The organism is Microbacterium sp. SORGH_AS_0888 (assembly GCF_030818905.1).
Classification (GTDB): Bacteria; Actinomycetota; Actinomycetes; order Actinomycetales; family Microbacteriaceae; genus Microbacterium.
On the sequence record NZ_JAUTAZ010000001.1, the window covers coordinates 3,443,889 to 3,463,292 of the forward strand.

Annotated in this window: 17 protein-coding genes and 1 tRNA gene; 9 read left to right on the forward strand and 9 right to left on the reverse strand. The window is 71.1% G+C overall.

Annotated elements, in window-relative coordinates; all coding sequences use genetic code 11:
- The first annotated feature begins 74 nt into the window (after positions 1 to 74).
- Both QE381_RS16915 and QE381_RS16920 read left to right on the forward strand, forming a co-directional pair.
- Positions 75 to 1,067, forward strand: a complete 993-nt coding sequence (locus QE381_RS16915) for a putative oxygenase MesX (protein WP_307220048.1) — start codon at positions 75 to 77, stop codon at positions 1,065 to 1,067.
- Between the two features lie 19 nt (positions 1,068 to 1,086).
- Positions 1,087 to 2,112, forward strand: a complete 1,026-nt coding sequence (locus QE381_RS16920) for a methionine synthase (protein WP_307220049.1) — start codon at positions 1,087 to 1,089, stop codon at positions 2,110 to 2,112.
- Positions 2,113 to 2,188: 76 nt separating this feature from the next.
- Here the strand turns inward: QE381_RS16920 and QE381_RS16925 are convergent, their stop codons facing one another.
- From QE381_RS16925 to QE381_RS16935, 3 genes are all read right to left on the reverse strand, one after another.
- Positions 2,189 to 2,755, reverse strand: a complete 567-nt coding sequence (locus QE381_RS16925; RefSeq protein WP_307220051.1) for a DUF1992 domain-containing protein — start codon at positions 2,753 to 2,755, stop codon at positions 2,189 to 2,191.
- Positions 2,756 to 2,820: 65 nt separating this feature from the next.
- Positions 2,821 to 3,756, reverse strand: coding sequence for a GlxA family transcriptional regulator (locus tag QE381_RS16930; RefSeq protein ID WP_307220053.1), 936 nt, complete (start codon positions 3,754 to 3,756; stop codon positions 2,821 to 2,823).
- Positions 3,753 to 4,313, reverse strand: coding sequence for an isochorismatase family protein (locus tag QE381_RS16935; RefSeq protein ID WP_307220054.1), 561 nt, complete (start codon positions 4,311 to 4,313; stop codon positions 3,753 to 3,755). The genes QE381_RS16930 and QE381_RS16935 overlap by 4 nt, the downstream gene beginning before the upstream one ends.
- 139 nt (positions 4,314 to 4,452) lie before the next feature.
- On the opposite strand from QE381_RS16935, the gene QE381_RS16940 reads away from it, so the two are divergent.
- Entirely contained in the window at positions 4,453 to 5,160 is a 708-nt protein-coding gene (locus QE381_RS16940) for a phosphatase PAP2 family protein (protein WP_307220055.1), read from the forward strand.
- 93 nt (positions 5,161 to 5,253) lie between these two features.
- Here the strand turns inward: QE381_RS16940 and QE381_RS16945 are convergent.
- Positions 5,254 to 5,326 (reverse strand) — tRNA-Met (locus QE381_RS16945).
- A gap of 611 nt (positions 5,327 to 5,937) precedes the next feature.
- Between QE381_RS16945 and QE381_RS16950 the strand changes: the two genes are divergently transcribed.
- The 4 genes from QE381_RS16950 to QE381_RS16965 are packed head-to-tail and all read left to right on the forward strand — an operon-like array spanning position 5,938 to position 12,385.
- Positions 5,938 to 6,372, forward strand: coding sequence for a hypothetical protein (locus QE381_RS16950; protein WP_307220056.1), 435 nt, complete (start codon positions 5,938 to 5,940; stop codon positions 6,370 to 6,372).
- A 26-nt stretch (positions 6,373 to 6,398) separates the two neighbouring features.
- Positions 6,399 to 8,525, forward strand: a complete 2,127-nt coding sequence (locus QE381_RS16955; RefSeq protein WP_307220057.1) for an adenylate/guanylate cyclase domain-containing protein — start codon at positions 6,399 to 6,401, stop codon at positions 8,523 to 8,525.
- Positions 8,522 to 9,919: a mechanosensitive ion channel family protein gene (locus tag QE381_RS16960; protein WP_307220058.1), complete on the forward strand. Its 1,398-nt coding sequence runs from the start codon at positions 8,522 to 8,524 to the stop codon at positions 9,917 to 9,919. The genes QE381_RS16955 and QE381_RS16960 overlap by 4 nt, the downstream gene beginning before the upstream one ends.
- A gap of 42 nt (positions 9,920 to 9,961) precedes the next feature.
- Positions 9,962 to 12,385: an ATP-dependent helicase gene (locus QE381_RS16965; protein WP_307220060.1), complete on the forward strand. Its 2,424-nt coding sequence runs from the start codon at positions 9,962 to 9,964 to the stop codon at positions 12,383 to 12,385.
- A gap of 3 nt (positions 12,386 to 12,388) precedes the next feature.
- Here the strand turns inward: QE381_RS16965 and QE381_RS16970 are convergent, their stop codons facing one another.
- The gene (locus QE381_RS16970) at positions 12,389 to 12,652 is read right to left on the reverse strand and encodes a helix-turn-helix domain-containing protein (protein ID WP_307220062.1); all 264 of its coding nucleotides are present in this window, start codon (positions 12,650 to 12,652) and stop codon (positions 12,389 to 12,391) included.
- Between the two features lie 365 nt (positions 12,653 to 13,017).
- Here QE381_RS16970 and QE381_RS16975 point away from each other — a divergent pair, with 365 nt between their 5' ends.
- The gene (locus QE381_RS16975) at positions 13,018 to 14,019 is read left to right on the forward strand and encodes an SseB family protein (RefSeq protein WP_307220064.1); all 1,002 of its coding nucleotides are present in this window, start codon (positions 13,018 to 13,020) and stop codon (positions 14,017 to 14,019) included.
- A gap of 52 nt (positions 14,020 to 14,071) precedes the next feature.
- Positions 14,072 to 15,091 (forward strand): non-homologous end-joining DNA ligase, encoded by a 1,020-nt coding sequence (gene ligD, locus QE381_RS16980; protein ID WP_307220066.1) that lies wholly within the window; start codon positions 14,072 to 14,074, stop codon positions 15,089 to 15,091.
- A gap of 10 nt (positions 15,092 to 15,101) precedes the next feature.
- Here ligD and QE381_RS16985 read toward each other — a convergent pair whose 3' ends face one another.
- The 4 genes from QE381_RS16985 to QE381_RS17000 all read right to left on the reverse strand — a co-directional run bounded on the left by QE381_RS16985 (position 15,102) and on the right by QE381_RS17000 (position 19,402).
- Positions 15,102 to 16,133 (reverse strand): ATP-dependent DNA ligase, encoded by a 1,032-nt coding sequence (locus QE381_RS16985; protein ID WP_307220068.1) that lies wholly within the window; start codon positions 16,131 to 16,133, stop codon positions 15,102 to 15,104.
- A 15-nt stretch (positions 16,134 to 16,148) separates the two neighbouring features.
- Positions 16,149 to 17,303: an AI-2E family transporter gene (locus QE381_RS16990; protein ID WP_307220070.1), complete on the reverse strand. Its 1,155-nt coding sequence runs from the start codon at positions 17,301 to 17,303 to the stop codon at positions 16,149 to 16,151.
- 93 nt (positions 17,304 to 17,396) lie between these two features.
- Positions 17,397 to 18,629 carry an acyl-CoA dehydrogenase family protein gene (locus QE381_RS16995; RefSeq protein WP_307220072.1) on the reverse strand — a complete coding sequence of 411 codons (1,233 nt, stop codon included), beginning with the start codon at positions 18,627 to 18,629 and terminating at the stop codon, positions 17,397 to 17,399.
- Positions 18,630 to 18,733: 104 nt separating this feature from the next.
- Entirely contained in the window at positions 18,734 to 19,402 is a 669-nt protein-coding gene (locus QE381_RS17000) for a TetR/AcrR family transcriptional regulator (protein ID WP_307220074.1), read from the reverse strand.
- Positions 19,403 to 19,404 lie beyond the last annotated feature (2 nt).

Here is a 19,404-nt window from a genome sequence, read left to right on the forward strand (position 1 = left end):
AGCGGTGCCGCGAACATGGAGCCATCCATGTCCGCACGGCCCGCTCGGCCCACGAACCACCGGAGTTGCCGCCCATGGCGAGCGAGTTCACGTTCCGCATCACGACGACCCGCTTCGACGAGGACTATTCGCCGTCACGCAGCTCCCGCTCCACCACCAACTTCGCCAACCTCGCGCGGGGCGAGGACCGGCAGCAGAACCTCCGCAACGCCCTGACGATGATCGACCGGCGGTTCAACGACCTCGCGCGCTGGGACAACCCGGACGGGAAGCGCTACACCCTGGAGATCGACATCGTGTCGGTCGACCTGCAGTTCGCAGCAGGAGGGGAGGACCGCGAGTTCCCGCTGCTCGAGGTGCTCGACATCCAGATCCTCGATCGGCAGACCGGCGCACGCCGGCACGGCATCGTGGGGAACAACTTCTCGTCCTATCTCCGCGACTTCGACTTCAGCGTGCTGCTGCCGGCCGTCAACGAGGCCGCATCCGGGTTCACCGTTCCGGATGACTTCGGCGACCTCCACGGGAAGCTCTTCCAGCACTTCCTGGACTCCGACGCGTATCGGGAGCGCTTCTCGATGCCGCCCGTGATCTGCATCAGCGTCTCGACGAGCAAGACCTACCGTCGCACCGAGAACACCCACCCGGTGCTGGGCGTCGAGTACCGGCAGGACGAGCACTCCCTGACCGACGAGTACTTCGGGAAGATGGGGCTGCGGGTCCGCTACTTCATGCCGCCGGGAGGCGTCGCCCCGCTCGCGTTCTACTTCCGCGGCGACCTGCTGAACGACTACTCGTCCCTCCAGCTGATCGGCACGATCAGCACCATGGAGACGTTCCAGAAGATCTATCGCCCCGAGATCTACAACGCGAACTCCGCCGCGGCGAGCATCTACCGGCCGAGTCTGGAGCAGGGCGACTTCTCGCGCACGCAGATCGACTACGACCGTGTGGAGCGAGCTCAGCTCGCCGTGACGCAGGGGGCCTACGCGCAGGAGCACTTCGTGAAGCCGCACGCGGACGTCCTGGCGCAGTGGGCGGCCGGCTACCCGGCGCTCGTCGGTTGAAACGGAGGAGCGATCGCTCATGAACGTCCTGTTGCCCACATCCATCGTCGGCAGCCTGCCCAAGCCGTCCTGGCTTGCGCAGCCCGAGACCCTGTGGTCGCCGTGGAAGCTCTCGGATGACGCCCTGGCCGAGGGCAAACGCGATGCGCTGCGCGCAGCGGTGCACGAACAGCGACGCCGCGGCATCGACATCGTCAGCGACGGAGAGCAGACCCGCCAGCACTTCGTGACGACGTTCATCGAACACCTCGACGGCGTCGACTTCGCGCAGCGCGAGACCGTCCGCATCCGGAACCGCTACGACGCGAGCGTGCCGACCGTCGTCGGCGCCGTCAGCCGCGAGCGATCCGTCTTCGTCGACGACGCCGCGTTCCTGCGACAGCAGACCGACGCACCGATCAAGTGGGCCCTCCCCGGACCGATGACGATGATCGACACGCTCTACGACCGTCACTACAGAAGCCGCGAGAAGCTCGCGTGGGAGTTCGCGAAGATCCTCAACCAGGAGGCGCGGGAGCTCGAGGCGGCCGGCGTCGACATCATCCAGTTCGACGAGCCCGCGTTCGCCGTGTTCTTCGACGAGGTGCGCGACTGGGGGGTCGCCGCGCTCGAGCGCGCGGCTGAAGGGCTCCGTGCGGAGACCGTCGTGCACATCTGCTACGGCTACGGGATCAAGGCGAACACGGAATGGAAGGCCACCCTCGGCGCGGAGTGGCGGCAGTACGAGGAGTCGTTCCCGCTGCTGCAGCGGTCCTCGATCGACATCGTGTCGCTGGAGTCGCACCACTCACGGGTCCCCATGGAGCTGGTCGAGCTCGTCCGCGGCAAGAAGGTCATGCTCGGAGCCCTGGATGTCGCGAACGAGGCGATCGAGACGCCCGAGGAGGTAGCCGACACCCTCCGGCGGGCGCTGCGGTTCGTCGATCCCGACAAGCTCATGCCGAGCTCGAACTGCGGCATGGCGCCCCTGCCCCGAGAGGTCGCGCTGGAGAAGCTCACCGCCCTGAGCGCGGGCGCCGCCATCGTTCGCGAGGAGCTGTCGTGACCGGGCCGTGCACGGTCGCCGCGATCCGCACGACCTCTGCCGGATCCGCTCCGGGTCGCTGCGGCTGCGTCCGGTCCTAACGTCGGCGGAACAGACCGCGGCGCGGGCGAGGCTCCTCGATCGGGTCGTCACGGGCCGCCGCCGCGCGAGCGGTGCGCCGCTCGCGCCAGGCGGCGACCTCGGCTCCCACGTCGTGCGTCGGGGTCACGACCGGCGGGCCGCCGAGCAGCTGTCGACGCGCCTCGACGACACGTCGGTTGAAGTCCTCGACGTACTCGCGCACGTCCGCCTCGCGGGAGAACGCATCCGTCCGCTCCGCGAACTCGGCGTGCTCGACGCGCAGCATGAGGGCGGGAGGGCCGAGTCCCGTCAGCTGCTCGTTGCGGATCTTGCGTCGGATCCACCAGTCCGGGTCGTGGTGATCGCCGAGCCCCTCGATCGGTTTGCCCGAGCCCGGCAGATCGTCGAAGTCGCCGCGCCGGATCGCCTGCTGGATGACCGTCTCGACATACATCGCGCGGTCGCGCGCGGTGGGACGCCGGGATGCGGCCGGCTCGGAAGGCGCCTCGGCCTCGCCACCGTCCGCGCGCGCCTCCTGCGCGGCCCGATACCGCGCCGACTCGATCCGCGGGTCCTCACCCATGCGGTCCAGGGTACGTCCGTCACCGAGGCCGGGCGCCGAGGATGCGTCGCCTCAGCGGCGTACCGTCATTGCGCCGCGGCCGAGCGCAGACGCCGCAGCATCCGGGCGTCGTCGAACCCGACCGCGCGCGCTGCCGCCTCGACGCTCTCGCCCGCGGCGATGAGGCGCTCCGCGTGCTCCCGCCGCAGCAGCTGCTGGTAACGCAGCGGCGTCATGCCCAGCGCGCGCACGAACGCGCGCGTCACGGTCCGCTCGCTCGCGCGCACCTCCCGCGCGAGCAGCTCGAGCGGCACGCGCTCGGCGAAGCGGTCGTCGAGGACGTCCTGCGCGCGGTGGACGAGGTCGTCGAGATGGTCGCGATGCCGCAGCATCACGCTCTCCTGCGGCTCGTGGCCGTTGCGCCGCGCGAACACGACCATCGCGCGAGCGATCCGTGACGCCGCGCGGGCGCCGTACTGCTGCGCGACCAGGTGCAGCGCGAGGTCGATTCCGCTCGCGATCCCCGCCGAGGTGTGCACGCTGCCGTCGCTCGCGTAGAGGACGTCGCGGCTCACACGGACCGCCGGGAACCGGCGGGCCAGCTCGTCCTGCAGGTCGTGGTGGGTCGTGGCGCGCCTGCCGTCGAGGAGTCCCGCCTCGGCCAGGGCGAACGCGCCCGCGCAGACGCTCATGACGGCCCCGCCCCGGTCGTGGTGCGCCCGGACCCAGGCCAGGGTGGACGAGGCGAACGGTGCGCGTGCGTCGTCGTCGATGTGCCAGCCCGGCACCACGACGAGGTCACGTGCGGTGAGCGCGGGAAGCAGCGTGTCCGCATGCAGGGGCACGCCCTGGTGCGAGTCGACGAGAGGCCTGTCGGCGACGTAGGAGAGCTCCCAGCGGCGGCCCGTCGCCTCCGCCACGCCGCCGAAGACGTGCGCGGGCCCGGCCACGTCGAGCAGCTGCACGCCCGGCGCCAGCAGGAACACGGCACGGACCGCGTCGTCGGCGACGGGCGGTGTCATGCCGCTCGCAGCAGCTGGACGGCCGTGTCGACGCCGACCACTCGGGCGAAGCGCCCCGCGAGGGCGTACTCCGTGCGTTCGACGACCGCCGCCGCATCCAGCGTCTCGCCGGTGTCGGGGCGCTGGATCGGGAACGTCGCCGTCGCCGCGGTCACGAAGTCCGCGGCGTACCCGAGGTCGGCGGCGACCCGCGTCGTCGTCTCGCAGCACCGCTCGGTCTGGATGCCGCAGACCATGATCTCGTCAACACCGGCTCCCGTGAGCTGCTGCGCCAGGTTCGTCGTCGTGAAGGCGTTGGCCGAGGTCTTGGTGACCTGCGGCTCGTCGTCACGGACGTCGAGGCCCGCGATCGGGCGCACCCAGCCCGCCACGGGGTCGAAGACCGAGCCGCTGCCCGGTTCGGCGTGCCAGATCCAGAAGACGGGGCGCCCGCCCGCCCGTGCCGCGTGGACGAGCGTGTTCACCCGCTCCACGATCAGCGGGTTCGACACCTGCTCCCAGGAGGGACGCTGGCGGAAGGACTCTTGGACGTCGATCACGATCAGGGCGATGGTCATGTGTCGATCCTTTCCGGTCGCGGAGCCCGCGACCAGGGCCGACCCGGGCTCATACCGGAACGATCCGGTCAGCGTAGCGCGCCGCGCCGCCGGGTGCGTTCCTCGGGAACTCATAAGAAGCCGACGCCATAATTCGGGGATGTCGACACCCTCGCGCGCGGACGTGCGCCGTGCCCATTCCCGTGCCCGGGCGACCGGCATCCTCCGCCCGTCGCGGCATCCGGCGGCGGTGCTCGTCACGGCGGTCGTCGCCGTCGCGCTGCTGACCGCGCTGGGCTTCGTGCTGCGCTCGCACCCGATCGACCTGGCGTTGTCGCAACGGCTCAACACGCTGCACACCGGCGCGATCGGCGCGATCTCGAACGCGGCGTACGCCGTCATCAGCCCGGTGCCGGCGATCGCGATCACGGTCGTGCTGACGGGCGTGGTGTGGGCGGCGAGCAGACAGCTGCGTGTCGCCGTGGCGTTCGCGGTCGTCGTCGCCGCAACCTGGATCCCGTCCGATCTCGTCAAGCTCCTCGTGCATCGGCCGCGTCCCGACGTCGCGCTCATGACGTATCCGTTCTCGCCGGTTCAGCCCGATCCGTCCTACCCGAGCGGGCACACCGTCTTCATCGTCACGCTCGTGATCGCCGTGATCCTCCTGCTCCGGGGCACGCGCTGGCTGCCGGTCGGCGTCGCGGTGGGGGCCGTGCTCATCGCGCTCGTCGGGGCGGCGCTGTCGATCGACGCCGTGCACTATCCGACCGACGTGGCCGCCTCGATCGTGTGGGCGCTCGCGGTCGCGCCCGCGGCGCGGCTGATCTGGGTCGACTGGCTGACGCCCCGCATCCCGTTCCTGCGCTGAGACGGGACGTCGCAGACCCGGCTCCCCGGCAGGGCGGCGGCTGAGCCCGCGCCGACCGCAGAGGATGAGCCGGCTCCCACGAGCCGGCGATAGACGCGACGGCGGGAGTCGAACCCGCAACGCAGCCGGGTATGAGCCGGTGCCCGGGACCACCCGGATCGCCGCGATGCCGCAACGCTACGCCAGATGCGCGAGGCTTTCCGGTGTATGTCGGGGTGAGTCCGCCGATTGCCTTCTGTGACGCGGCGGGGACGAGCCCGCGGGCGGATTAGGCTAATCGGATGACGATGGCGGAACGAAGAGGTGCGCTCGCCATCGCTCTCCTCGCCCTTCTGCTCGTGATCGGCGCCCTCCTGGGGAACGTCCTGCAGCCGCCCGCGGACCGCGTGGTCGTCGAAGACGCGGCCCCGCTGGGGTGGGCGGCGCCCGTGCTCCTCGTCCTCGCGGCCGCATGGGTCGTGATCGGGGTGCTCGCCGCACGCACGCGCCTGGTGGGCCGGCCGGGCGCCGCGGCGGCCCGGGCGACCTGGCTCGCGTCGAGCCGACCGTGGCGTGCCCGCGAGTCGACTCTCGGTCTCCTGCCGTTGGACCGTTGGCTCATCTTCCTCGTGCCGGTCGCGCTGCTGGTGGCGACCCGGATGGTGCAGACCGGGCTGCGCGGGTGGGTGCACCTGGTGGTGACCGTCGGGGCCTGGGCCGCGTTCGCGCTCGTGCTCCGCGCCGCGGTCGGGCGCCGCTCGCCGTGGCCGGTCATCGCCGCGGTCGGGGGGAGTCGTCGTGCTCCGCTGCATCGTGACGCTCGCGGCGATCTCGATCACCGGGCGGGCGGGCTTCTCCGACGAGTTCTGGACGCAGCCGGTGCTGCGCGGCGCTTTCGTCGCCGTCGCGTTCACGCTGTTCGTCTGGACCTTCGTCGCAGCCGTGTGGGCCCTGAAGCTGCAGGGCGGCGCGCGCTACGCGGGCGGCGGGATCCTCGCGGCCCTCGGTGCCGGTCTCGCCCTTCCCGCGCTCGGGATCGCCCTCGTCGGCGCGGTGGACGTCGTGGCGAACTGGGACGACGGGCTCGGCCTGATCCCGCACTCGATCATCGCGACGCTCCACCCGGGTGCGGTCGAGCCGCTCGCCTGGGCGGCCGTGGCGATCGGCGCAGTGCTCGCGGCCGCGGGGTCGCTCGTGATCAGGGTGAAGCGCTCAGACCCCTCGGGCCGATAGAGTGGCGCCCTCGGAGGGGGCGTTGCATGACGGAGGACCGCACACCGGCCAACGGGCGGATACGCAGGAGGCTCGGCATCCAGTCGCGCCTGTTGATCATGTTGATGGCGGTGAGCCTCGTCAGCGCCGGCGTGGTGGGCGTCATCGGCTACGTCAACGGCCGCGACTCGCTCCGAGATGCCGTCGTCGACCAGCTCACCGCGGTGCGCGAGCTGCGCACGGGCGAGATCAGCGCGCTCATCGGGGAGATCCAGCGGGAGGCGTCGCTCGCGACCGACAACTCGAGCGCCCTCGACGCCTCGGCGGCGCTCAACCGCGGCTGGGACGCACTCGCCGGCGCGCAGCTGAGCGCCGAGCAGCGTGACGCGCTCACCGGCTACTACCGCGACACGTTCCTGCCGAAGGTCCAGTCCGCGACCGGTGAGACCTATGCCGACTCCGCTTTCGTCCCCGACTCCGCCGCGGGCGCCTATCTTCAGTACTGGTACACGCGCCAGGGCGGCGGGACGGATGCCGCGCTCTCGCTCCTGGACCCCGGCGACGGCAGCGCCTACTCCGCGGCGCACGCCCGGGCACAGGGCTATTTCACGGACCTCGTCGACACGGTCGGCTACGAGGACGTGCTGGTCATGAACCTCGACGGGAACGTGGTGTTCAGCGCCTACAACGGCGTCGAGCTCGGCACGGACCTCGACAAGGGGCCGTATCGCGGGAGTCTTCTCGCGAAGGCCTACCACGACGCGATCGCGACCAACTCGGTCGACACCGTCATCACGACGGACATGGAGAGCTGGCTGCCCTCGTTCGGCGCGGCGACCATGTGGGTCGTCTCGCCGATCGGCAACGCGAACGGCATCACCGGCGCCATGGCGCTCCAGATCCCCGTGTCCTGGATCAACGACGTCATGACCGGGTACGACCGGTGGGACTCCCAGGGGCTCGGTCGAACGGGCGAGGTGTACCTCGCCGGCACCGACGGACTCATGCGCTCCAACTCCCGGTCGCTGATCCAGGACCCGAGCACGTATGCCCAGGCCGTGATCGACAACGGCACGCCCCCGGATGTCGCGAACCGCATCGTCGCGGTCGGCGACACGGTCATCCGCCAGCCGGTCGATCAGGCGGCCGTACAGGAGGCGATCGCGGGCAAGACCGGGACGATGACGTCGGCCCAGTACATTGGCTCGGAGAGCATCACCGCCTACGGTCCGGCGAACATCGAAGGACTCGACTGGGTCGTCGTCGCCCGCATGGAGACCTCCGAGGCCTTCGCGCCGGTGGCGGAGTTCACCCGCAATCTCGTGCTCTCGACCCTCGGACTGCTGCTGTTGGTCAGCGTCCTCGCGCTCGTGCTCGCGCAGGCCTTCACCCGGCCGGTCCGCCGACTCGCGGATGCCGTGCACCGGGTGTCCGACGGCGACTACGACGTGCGCGTCCCCGTCGGCGGAACGGACGAGATGGGCGAGCTGTCGCGAGCGTTCAACGAGATGGCCGGAACCCTCCGCGTCAAGGAGGACCTCATCCGCCATCAACGTGCGGAGAACGACCGGTTGCTGCACACCCTCATGCCGGACAGCCTGGCCGAGCGCTATCGCGAGGGGGAGGAGACCATCGCCGAGCAGCACGACGACGTGACGGTCGTCTTCGCCGAGCTCCTCGGCTTCGACGACTTCTCGCGGTCGCTGGACGGACACGAGGAGACCCTCGCCCTCAACGAGCTCATGCGCGGCTTCGATGAGGTCGCGGCCCGCACGGGCGTCGAGTCCGTCCGCACGCTGCGCGGCGGGTACCTCGCGACCTGCGGCCTCACGGTGCCGCGCGTGGACAACGCGCGTCGTGCCGTCGAGTTCGCGCTGGGGATGCGAGAGACCGTGCGGCAGTTCAACGACCGCACGGGCGCATCGCTCGACCTGCGCGCGGGTGTGCACAGCGGGTCGGTCACGAGCGGCCTCGTCGCGCGCACCACGCTCGCGTACGACCTGTGGGGCGACGCGGTGAGCCTCGCCGGACGTGTGCGCCGCGCGGTCGACGAGCCCGGCGTCTACGTCAGCGACGCCGTGCACGATCGGCTCCACGGGCTGTGGGAGTTCGTGCAGGCGGGGACGGTGGACACCGCAGGCACGGCCGGGACGGTCTGGCGGGTCGAGGCGTGAACGCACTGCTCGGCGAGGGGTGGGTCTGGTGGGCGTTCGCGCTCGCGGTCGGGCTCCCGCTCGTGCTGGTCGTGCTCACCGAGGTCATCAGCATCCTTCGCCGGCGTCGGAGCCCCGTCGTCAAGCCGCTCCTGCTGCTGCGCAACTGGGTCGTCCCGGTGGCGGCGCTCGTCGCGCTGCTGGCGTTCGCGACCCGCTCCGACCAGGACCTGATCTGGGTACGCATCGTCGGCACGGTGTTCGGCTTCCTGCTCATCCTGCTCGTGCTGTCGGCGCTCAACGTCGCGCTCTTCTCGACCGCGCGGGCGGGAACCTGGCGCGAGCGCGTGCCGACGATCTTCATCGAGATCGCACGACTCCTGCTGGTCGTCGTCGGCCTCGCGCTCCTGTTCCAGGTGGTCTGGCAGGCGGATGTCGGCGGTCTCATCGCCGCGCTCGGGGTCACATCGATCGTCATCGGCCTCGCGCTGCAGAACGCCGTCGGCGGCATCGTCTCCGGGCTGCTCGTCCTCTTCGAGCAGCCTTTCAAGATCGGCGACTGGATCGACACGGGCGATGCGAACGGACGCGTCGTCGAGGTCAACTGGCGCGCGCTGCACATCGAGACCGGATCGGGCGTCCAGGTGATCCCGAACGCCAAGCTCGCAGCGGCCTCGTTCCGCAATCTCAGCCGTCCTGCCGGGCCCTTCGCGGTGACGATCCCGGTCGTCTTCGCGCCCTCCGATCCGCCCGAGCGCGTCCGGGCGCTGCTGCGGGATGTCGGTGAGCGGCTGCCCCAGCGCCTGGTCGGCCGCCCCGTCGAGGTCGACTATCTCGGCGCCGGGTCCTTCTCCGCTGCCATCCCCGTGCTCTCGCCCGCGTTGCAGGGCGAGACGACCGGTGTCTTCCTCGGACGCCTGTGGTACGCGGCGCGCCGTGCGGGCCTGGCGCTCGACAAGATCGCCTCCGATCCCGAGCAGCACCGGACGGCCCTCGCCGTCGCGCTCGAGGGCGCGGCGCGGGCACTCCACCTCGACGGGCCGCTCCGTGAGGATGCCGAGAAGATGTGCCGCATCGAGACCTACGCCGCGGGCGAGCTCCTCGGCCGTGCCGGCGAGGTGCCGGACGCGGTGCGCTACGTCGTCGCCGGGTCCGCCCGCGTGACGGCGCCGACCCCGCGCGGCGACGTCGAGTGCGGCACGATCGACGCGGGCGAGCTGATCGGCAGCGCCGCGCTCACCCGGGAACGTTCCCGGGTCTCCGTCGTGACCCGCGAGACCTCCTCGGTGCTCGTGCTGCCGGTGGAGTTCGCGAACCGGGTGATCCGCGCGCACCCGATCTTCGCGTCCGAGCTCGGCGCGGACCTGGAGCTGCGCCGGGAGCAGGCCGCGCACGCCGTCGACGCGAGCCGCTGAGCCGGGCCGGTGTCGGCGGTCCGACCTACACTTGATCTCGATATGACCGAGGCCCACGCGGCCGCGCGCGGCGCGGCATCCGTTCCCGTCGTCGTCCCCTCCGCCGCGCGGCCCGACGACGACCTGCTCGTCGGGCTCAACGAGCCGCAGCGCGCCGCCGTCACGTACCGCGGTCCTGCGCTCCTGATCGTCGCGGGCGCGGGGTCGGGCAAGACCCGCGTGCTCACGCACCGCATCGCGTCGTTGCTGCGGCATCGCGAGGCATGGCCCAGCCAGATCCTCGCGATCACGTTCACGAACAAGGCCGCGGGAGAGATGCGTGAGCGCGTCGAGCAGCTCGTGGGCGAGAGTGCCCGCGGCATGTGGATCTCGACGTTCCACTCCGCGTGCGTGCGGATCCTGCGGCGCGAGGCCCAGCAGTTCGGCTTCACCTCGGCGTTCACGATCTACGACTCCGGCGACTCGCGGGCTCTCATCAAGCGTCTCGTCAAGGAGCACGAGGGCGACGCGTACGGGCTCACCCCGGCGGCGGTCCAGAGCCGTATCTCGCGGCTGAAGAACGAGCTGACGGATGCCGAGGCCTACGCCCGCCAGGCGAACCTCAGCGACCCGGCCGAGCGCATCTTCGTCGAGATCTTCGGCGACTACCAGCGGGCGCTGCAGCGCGCCAATGCCTTCGACTTCGACGACCTCATCGCGCAGACGGTGTACCTGTTCCGCGCCTTCCCGCACGTGGCCGACACGTATCGGCGCCGGTTCCGCCACATCCTCGTCGACGAGTACCAGGACACGAATCATGCGCAGTACGCGCTCATCCGCGAGCTGACGCGGCCGGTCACCGGCGGGGGCGAGGCCTTCTCCTCCGGCGGCATGATGATCTTCGAGGCGGAGTCCGCGCCCGAGGTCGAGGCGGCGTCGCTGACGGTCGTGGGCGACTCCGACCAGTCGATCTACGCCTTCCGCGGAGCCGACATCCGCAACATCAGCGAGTTCGAGCGCGACTTCCCAGGCGCGACGGTCGTGCTGCTCGAGCAGAACTACCGCTCGACGCAGAACATCCTGTCGGCCGCCAACGCCGTCATCAGCAACAACTTCGACCGCAAGGACAAGAAGCTGTGGACGGATGTCGGAGCGGGGGAGCCCATCGTCGGGTTCACCGGCTACTCGCAGCACGACGAGGCGCAGTTCGTCGCCGACGAGATCGAAGCCCTCCACCGCCGGGGCGTCGCGTACGGCGACGTCGCGGTGTTCTACCGCACGAACTCGCAGTCGCGCGCGCTGGAGGAGATCTTCATCCGTGCGGCACTGCCGTACAAGATCATGGGCGGAACGAAGTTCTACGAGCGCGCCGAGATCAAGGACGCGCTCGCCTACCTCGTGGCGGTCGCGAACCCCTCGGACGAGATGGCGCTGCGCCGGATCCTCAACAAGCCGCGCCGGGGGATCGGCGAGGTCACCGAGACGGCGATCGCCCGCTATGCGCAGGAGCACGAGATATCGTTCCGCGATGCCCTGGCGGACGCGCCGTCGCTCGGCTTCGGGCCGAAGATCCAAGCCGCGATCGTGCAGCTCGACGCCGTGCTCGCCGAGGCGAGCGCGCTCATGCTCCCGGCCACGGGCGAGCTCGCGCCCCCCACCGTCGTCGCCGAGGGGCTCAGCCTGCTGCTGCAGAAGACCGGCTACTCGGACGCGCTCCGCGCGAGCCGCGACCCGCAGGACGAAGCGCGGCTCGAGAACCTCGACGAGCTCGTCGCCGTCGCGCGCGAGTTCGCTCGCAACAACCCCGAGGGCACGCTCGTCGACTTCCTCACCGAGGTCGCGCTGGTCGCCGACGCCGACGACCTCGACGACGCGTCGGGCTCGGTGTCGCTCATGACGCTCCACACCGCGAAGGGGCTCGAGTACGACGCCGTGTTCATCACAGGCGTCGAGGAAGACCTCATCCCGCACCGGATCTCGGCGGGGGAGCCCGGCGGCCCCGCCGAGGAGCGCCGCCTGTTCTACGTGGGCGTCACGCGCGCCCGCAAGCGTCTGTACCTGTCGCTCGCGATGACACGCGCCCAGTTCGGCGAGGTGACGGTCGCGATGCCGAGCCGGTTCCTGCAGGAGATCCCCGCCGAGCTCATCGACTGGCGCCAGTCTCCGGGTGATGTCAACTCGCGCGGCGGCATGCAGTCCCGCGCGCTCAACGCTCGTCGGCCCGGCGGTCCCCGCCGCGACGACATCCCCGCGCTCAAGCCGAAGTCGACCTCGCTGGATCGCTTCCCGAACCGGGTTCCCGCGAAGGTGCGCGACAACAGCGACATGGAGCTCGCGCCCGGGGACCGCATCCGCCACGACGATTTCGGCGAGGGGCGCGTGGACGCCGTCACCGGCGAGGGGGCCAAGCGCGTCGCGCACGTGCGGTTCGACAGCGCCGGGGCCAAGAAGCTGCTGGTGAAGATCGCGCCGATCGAGAAGCTGTAGCGCTCAGTCGCTCGCGGGGTCCGGCGGCAGCAGCGTCGACAAGGGGATCTCGAGCACGGCGGCCAGCGCCGAGAGCGTGCGCAGTCGCGGGTTCGCGGGCGTCCCCGGATTCGACTCGCCCTTCTCGAGCTTGCGGTAGGTGAACGCGGAGAGGCCTGCCGCGTGAGCGAGGTACTCCTGCGAGATGCCCTTGCCGGCGCGTGCGCGGGCCAGTGTCAGCCCGAGCTCTTTCGCGTACCTCGTCCACGCGTCGTCGGGAATCGGCATCTCCCCAGGCTCGCGTGAGGGGCGGCAACACATGCACATGTAAACATGCTCAACTATGGCGGAGGGCGCATGTATACGTGCTATCATGTGGCTACATCGGCGACCGTTCGGGGTCACGTCGCGTCACATCACCCGTTTGCGGACTGCGTGCCCCTCGTGGCCGGCAAACGGAATGCGGCGTCCGTGATGTCCTCGTATGGTCGGCTCGTCCGTCGACGTCGTCGTCATCGGAACGGCGGGTGAGCGAGCGGGCGTCGGTGTCCCCCCGGTGAGTCGCCGGGTGGGGAGTGCTCCCTGGCACGCCCCACCCGGCGGCGCCCTCGCACCCGCTGTCGTGCGGGAGGCCCCGGGGTTAGGGTCGGACGATGGGCATCTTCTCGCGGTCCTCACGCACCCCCTCGTCCAGCGACTCGTCCGCGTCCGTCGACGCGGCGGCGACGCCGGCGGAACAGGCGGACCCCGCCGCCGACGCCGCTCCCGCCGTCGGCATCTCCGTCTCCTCGTTCCGAGGTGTGGGGGAGGCCGCCGGTCCGGCGCCGGTCGAGGACGCCGAGGCGCCGGCTCCCGCACCGTCGGCGCGCACGCCGCGCACGCGGACGACGGTTCCCGGAGTCACCGACAACGCGCTGCTGACGGCGGCGCTGCTCGCTCTTCCTCCGCAGGCGAGCCCGCAGGAGCGCCTGAACGTCGTGCGCCAGATGCTCCAGGGGCACCTCTACCTCCGCGTTCGCGGAGACGCGCGGTCGCTGCTCGCCGCGGGCGAGAACCTTCCGATGACGGTCGCCACCTCCGGCGATGAGCAGTACCTCCTGGCCTACAGCGGCGGGGAGCCGTTGCAGGAGGCCGTCCGCTCCGACGGCGACACCGAGACCTCGGCCGTCGCGGTGCCGGTCGCGCAGGTGCTGCAGCAGGCGCTCGCGGGCCCGTTCACGGGGCTGGTGATCGATCACGCCTCGGGGGACGCATCCGTGATCCTGCCGCGCACGCTGCTCGAGCGCGCGCTCGACGACCTCGACGAGACGACGGCCGTCAAGTCGGCGTTGATCGGCGAGCGCACGCCCGAGGCGATCGCGGCGCTCGTGGAGGCGATGCGCGGTGCACCGCTGTGGATCGCCGCGCGGCAGGGCGAGGACGGGCAGATCGGCGTCGCCGAGGCGCGTATGAGCGACGGCCGTCGCATGCTCGAGGTCTACTCGCACCCGCTGGAGCTGCACGTCCTCGGCCGCGGCGACGCGGCTGCCAAGGTCACGGCGGAGCAGCTCGGTCTCGCGCTGGCGAGCGACCCGGAGCTGGCCGGGGTCGTGGTGAACCCGCAGGGGCCGTGGATGCAGCTCTCGCGCGCGGACCTCGCGCCGCTGCTGCCCTGAGCCGGAAGGCAAGGGGGATGTGGGATGCGCCACCGCTGCCTAGGGTGAGGGAATGGCGTCCGAGCGCATCACCCTGACCGTCCCCGGCCCCGCCGGCGAGCGCGAGATCGGGCTCTCGAGCCCGAACCGCGTCCTGTGGCCGGAGCTCGGGATCACGAAACGGGAGCTCGCCGAGTACGTGATCGCCGTGGGCACGCCGTTCCTCGCCGCCAACGGTCGCCGTCCGGTGTCGCTGGAACGGTTCCCGGACGGTGTCGGCGGTGAGAGCTTCTTCTCCAAGAACCCGCCCAAGGGGGCGCCGGCGTTCGTCGAGGCGGTGACCGTCACCTACAACAGCGGGCGGCGACATCCGCAGCTCGTCCTCACCGAGGTGGCGACCGCCGTCTGGGCCGTGCAGATGAACACCATGGTGTTCCACCCCTGGGCCTCGCGGACCGATGACACCGACAGGCCGGTCGAGCTGCGCATCGACCTCGACCCGCAGCCGGGGACCGGGTTCGCCGAGGCATCGGCGGTCGCCCCCGCGATGCGCGACGTCCTCGCGGAGGCGGGGCTGGCGTCGTGGATCAAGACGAGCGGAAACCGCAGCCTCCACCTGTTCTGCCCGATAGAGCCGACGCACGAGTTCCTCGACGTGCGGCATGCGGTCATCGCCGCGGCACGCGAGCTCGAGCGCCGGATGCCCGACCGCGTCACGACCGCGTGGTGGAAGGAGGAGCGCGGCACCCGCATCTTCATCGACTTCAACCAGGCCAATCGCGACCGGACGATGGCCGGCGCCTACAGCCCGCGCGCGCTGGCGGGAGCCACCGTGTCCACCCCGATCACGTGGGAGGAGCTGCCCGAGGTGGACCCTGCGGCCTTCACCGTGCGCACCATCCCGGCCCGGCTGGATGCCGTCGGCGACCCCTGGGCTGACTTCGACGCCGCGCCGGGTCGCATCGACACGCTGCTCGACTGGTGGGAGCGGGATCTCGCCGCCGGGCTCGGTGAGCTGCCCTTCCCGCCGGAGTTCCCGAAGATGCCCGGCGAGCCCTCGCGCGTGCAGCCCTCGCGAGCCCGCCGCGACTGAGCGCGGGCAGTCAGCTCAGCACGTCGCCGAGGTCGTAGGCCGTGACGGCGTCGAGCTGCGAGAAGGTGCAGGACCGCGCCTCGCGATCGGGTCGCCAGCGCGCGAACTGCACCGTGTGGCGGAAGCGCGCGCCCTCGAGCTGGTCGTAGCGCACCTCGAGCACGCGCTCCGGGCGCAGCCGCACGAACGACACGTCCTTCGCCCCGGTGAACCGCGACCGCTCGCCCTCGCCCGAGACGGCGTTCCCCTCCGCATCCCGTTCCACGAGCGACGCGAGCTCGTCGACGAGCGACAGCCGGCGGGCGTCCGTGAAGGCCGAGACCCCGCCCACGCCGTGCAGCTCGCCGGCGTCGTCGTACAGCCCCACGAGCAAGGACCCCACGCCCTGACCGCTCTTGTGCACGCGGTAGCCGATCGTGACGACGTCTGCCGTGCGCGCGTGCTTCACCTTCAGCATCGTGCGCTTGCCGGGCGTGTACGGGCTGCCGAGCGCCTTCGCGACCACGCCGTCGAGTCCCGCGCCCTCGAACTCGGCGAGCCAGCGGCGGGCGAGCGCGGGGTCACGGGTCGTGCGAGTGAGGTGCACGGGATGCGGCACATCGGCCAGCAGGCGTTCCAGCCTCTCCCGCCGCACGGCGAACGGCTCCTGCGTCAGCTGCTCGTCGCCGACCGCGAGCAGATCGAACGCGACGAGCATCGCCGGCGTGTGCTCGGCCAGCATCCGCACGCGTGACTCGGCAGGGTGGATCCGCGCGCTCAGCGCTTCCCAGTCGAGCCGCTGGGCGCCGGGCTCGCCACGTGCCACGACGAGCTCGCCGTCGATCAGGCACGGCCCCGGCAGCACCTCCGGCAGTGCGGCCACGAGCTCCGGGAAGTACCTCGTGAGCGGCTTCGCCCCGCGGGAGCCGAGCTCCACGGTCTCCCCGTCCCACGCAGCCAGCACCCGGAAGCCGTCCCACTTCGGCTCGAACGACCAGCCCTCGCCGCCCGGCACGTCGGCAACGGCCTTGGCGAGCATGGGAGCGGGGATGTCGTAGCGCACGGCGCCGGACCCCCGTCAGGCTTCGAGCTCCGTCCGTTTGGGCCTGGCCCAGCGCGCCGGCTTGTCCGGACCGTCCCACACCTGCACGATGCCCCACGCCGTCGCGGTGATCGGGACGGCCAACACGGCGCCGACGATGCCGCCGAGCACCGTGCCGACGGTCAGGGCGACCAGGATGACGAAGGCGTGCAGCTTCATCGACCGGCCCATGAGGAACGGCTGGAGGAAGTTGCCCTCCAGCTGGTTGACGAGCACCACGACGCCGACGACGAACAGCGCGTTGACCCAGCCGTTGGCGACCAGCGCGACGAGGGCCGCGAGGATCCCGGCGAGGGTGGCGCCGACGATCGGGATGAACGCGAGGAGGAACACGAGCACGGCGAGCGGGATCGCGAGCGGCACCTGCAGGATCAGCAGACCGATGAGGATGCCGACCGCGTCCACGAACGCGACCGTCGCCGTCCCCCGCACGTAGGAGCCGAGCACCGACACGGTCTTGTCGCCGATGCGGCGCCCGCGCTCGTAGTGGCTGCCCTGGAAGGGGCGCAGCAGGAACTCCCACATGCGCGGGCCGTCCTTGAGGAAGAAGAAGAGGATCGTGACCATCAGCACGAATCCGGTCACGAAGTTCGCCACGGCGCTCACCCCGGCGATCGCGCCGGAGCCGAACTGCGAGCTCGTGAGGAACTTCTGGGCCTGACCGAGCCACTCGTTCCACTGATCCTGACTCGGCTGGAAGCCCAGCGACTGCGCCCAGGAGATGAGCTGGTTCACGCCGTCCTGCGCCTGCTGATACAGATCGTCCCACTGGTTCTCGACGGCCCAGACGATCAACCAGGTGACCGCGCCCAGCAGGACCACGACCGTCAGCAGGGTGATGAGCGTCGCCAGCACGGACGGGACGCCGTGCTGGCGCATCCACCGCATCGCCGGAGAGAACGCGGCCGCGAAGATGAGCGCGAGCACGAGCGGGATCGTGACGAGCGTGAGCGACTGGATCGCGAAGATGATCGCCGCGGCGACCGCCACCACGACGATGATCTGCACGCCGCGGATCGCGAGCTGCCCGAAGGTGTCGGACCAGAGACTCCACGGCGGGCGCTTCGCGGAGATCTCGATGTCGCGCGTGGTCGGCTGAACCTCGGTGGGGGTACGACGGAAGAGTCCCATGATCAGAACGTAGTACGCGCCGGCGCGAGCGGCGGGAGGGTTGCGCCGCCCGGCGGAGGTCGGTAGTCGGGAGGGCTGCGGGCGCGCCGTGGGTCAGGCGAAGGCGCTGCGGCCCGTGATGTCGCGGCCCAGCAGCAGCGCCTGCACGCTCTCGGTTCCCTCGTAGGTGTGGATCGCCTCGATGTCGGCGAGGTGCATCATGACGCGGTTCTCCAGCAGGATGCCGTTGCCGCCGAGCAGGTCGCGGGCCGTCGCGGCGATACGGCGTGCGGTGCGCGTGTTGTGGAACTTGGCGAGCGACGCCTGGGTGGGGCGTAACGCGCCGGCGCTCTCCAGGTCGGCGAGGCGCCGGCAGTAGAGCTGCATGCTCGTCAGATCGTCCAGCATCCGGGTCAGACGTTCCTGCACCATCTGGAACGCTGCGAGCGGTTTGCCGAACTGTATGCGCTGCTGGGAATACGACAGCGCGGCCTCGTAGCAGGCGGTCGCGTGGCCGAGCGCCGACCACGCGACGCCGGAGCGGGTCGAGTAGAGCACGGTCGACGCATCCTTGAAGGTCCGCGCGCCCGGCAGCACGGCATCCGCCGGAAGCAGCACGTCGTCGAGCACGATGTGGGCCTGGTGGATGCCGCGGAGCGAGACCTTCCCGGTGATGACCGTGCCGGTGTAGCCGGGGGCGTCCTGCGGGACGAGGAAGCAGCGCACCCCGCCGTGGTCGTCTGCGCCGGGGGAGTCGACGCGGGCCCAGACGAACGCGATGCCGCCGGAGGCGCCGTTGCCGATCCACTTCTTCGCGCCGCGCAGCACCCAGGAGTCGCCCTCGCGGCGTGCCGTGGTCTCCAGCGAGACGGAGTCGGAGCCGTGGTCGGGCTCAGTGAGGGCGAAGGAGCCCAGCACCTCGGCCCGGGCGAGCGGCACGAGCCACTGCTCCTGCTGCGCCGGGCTTCCGAAGAGGGCGAGCGTGCGCAGCGCGAGACCCCCCTGCACGGCGATGACGGTGCCGAGCGACCCGTCGCCGCGCGAGACCTCCATGTTCACCAGCCCTGCCGCCAGCGGGGAGAAACGGGTGAGCGCAGGGTGCTCCACCCCGTCGTTGAACAGGTCGAGCTCGCCGAGCCGCGTCGCGATCTCGAGCGGGTAGTCGGCCGTATCCCAGGCGGCGACCATCCGATCGCCGACCTCGTCGACGTAGGCCTTCGCCCGGTCCCAGACCTCGCGGTCGGCATCGGGGATGTCGGCGAAGACCGCGTAGTAGTCGGTGTCGAGCCGGTCGGTGACGTCGTATCCGGTCACGCGTTCGCCGGGAAAGACGGCTTCCTCGCCCATGTCGCTCCTGTCCGGGGCGCGTCCGTGCCGCCCTGGATCAGGGTAGCGGGATGCGACGAGGTCCCGCCAGTTTCGAGACGCAGTGTCGCGAGGTCGAGGCGGGCTCAGGTGAGCTCGTCGCGCAGGCGGCGCGCGATCTCGGCCGGCGGCATCCGGCGGGGGAAGACCGCGACGACGAGCTCCTCAGACGCCGGGACCGCCGCGTCGCCCACCCCGAACCGGGCGAGCGCCTTGTCGAGCGCGCGCCGCAGCACCGAGACCGGCACGCGCTTCGTGCCGCGCAGCAGCTGGCGCAGCACGTGGTTGTGCACCGCCGTGACGAGCGCCGCGAAGCTGACCGCGTCGAGCGGGTCGATCCCGGGGAGCGCCCGCCGCAGGTACTCGTCGAAGAGGCGCTCGTACTGGAACACCATGACGATCTCGCGCTCGCGCAGCGCCGGCACTCCGCGCACCACGGCGTAACGACGGCGAGCCAGCTCCGGATCCGCGGCGAAGTGGCGGTAGGCGATCAACGAGGCCTCGCAGACCGCCTCCCAGGGATCGGCATGGTGCGTGTCGAGGTAGTCGCGAAGGGTCTGCAGCACCGCGTCGTGATCGGCGAAGACGACGTCGTCCTTGCCGCCGAACTGCCGGAAGAACGTGGAGCGGGAGATCCCGGATGCCCGCGCGATCTGATCGACCGTGGTCGACTCGAACCCCTGCTGGGCGAACAGGTCCAGCGCAGCGGCGACGACGGCGGTGCGCGCGGCGGACGGGGGGGATGTCACGCTCATGT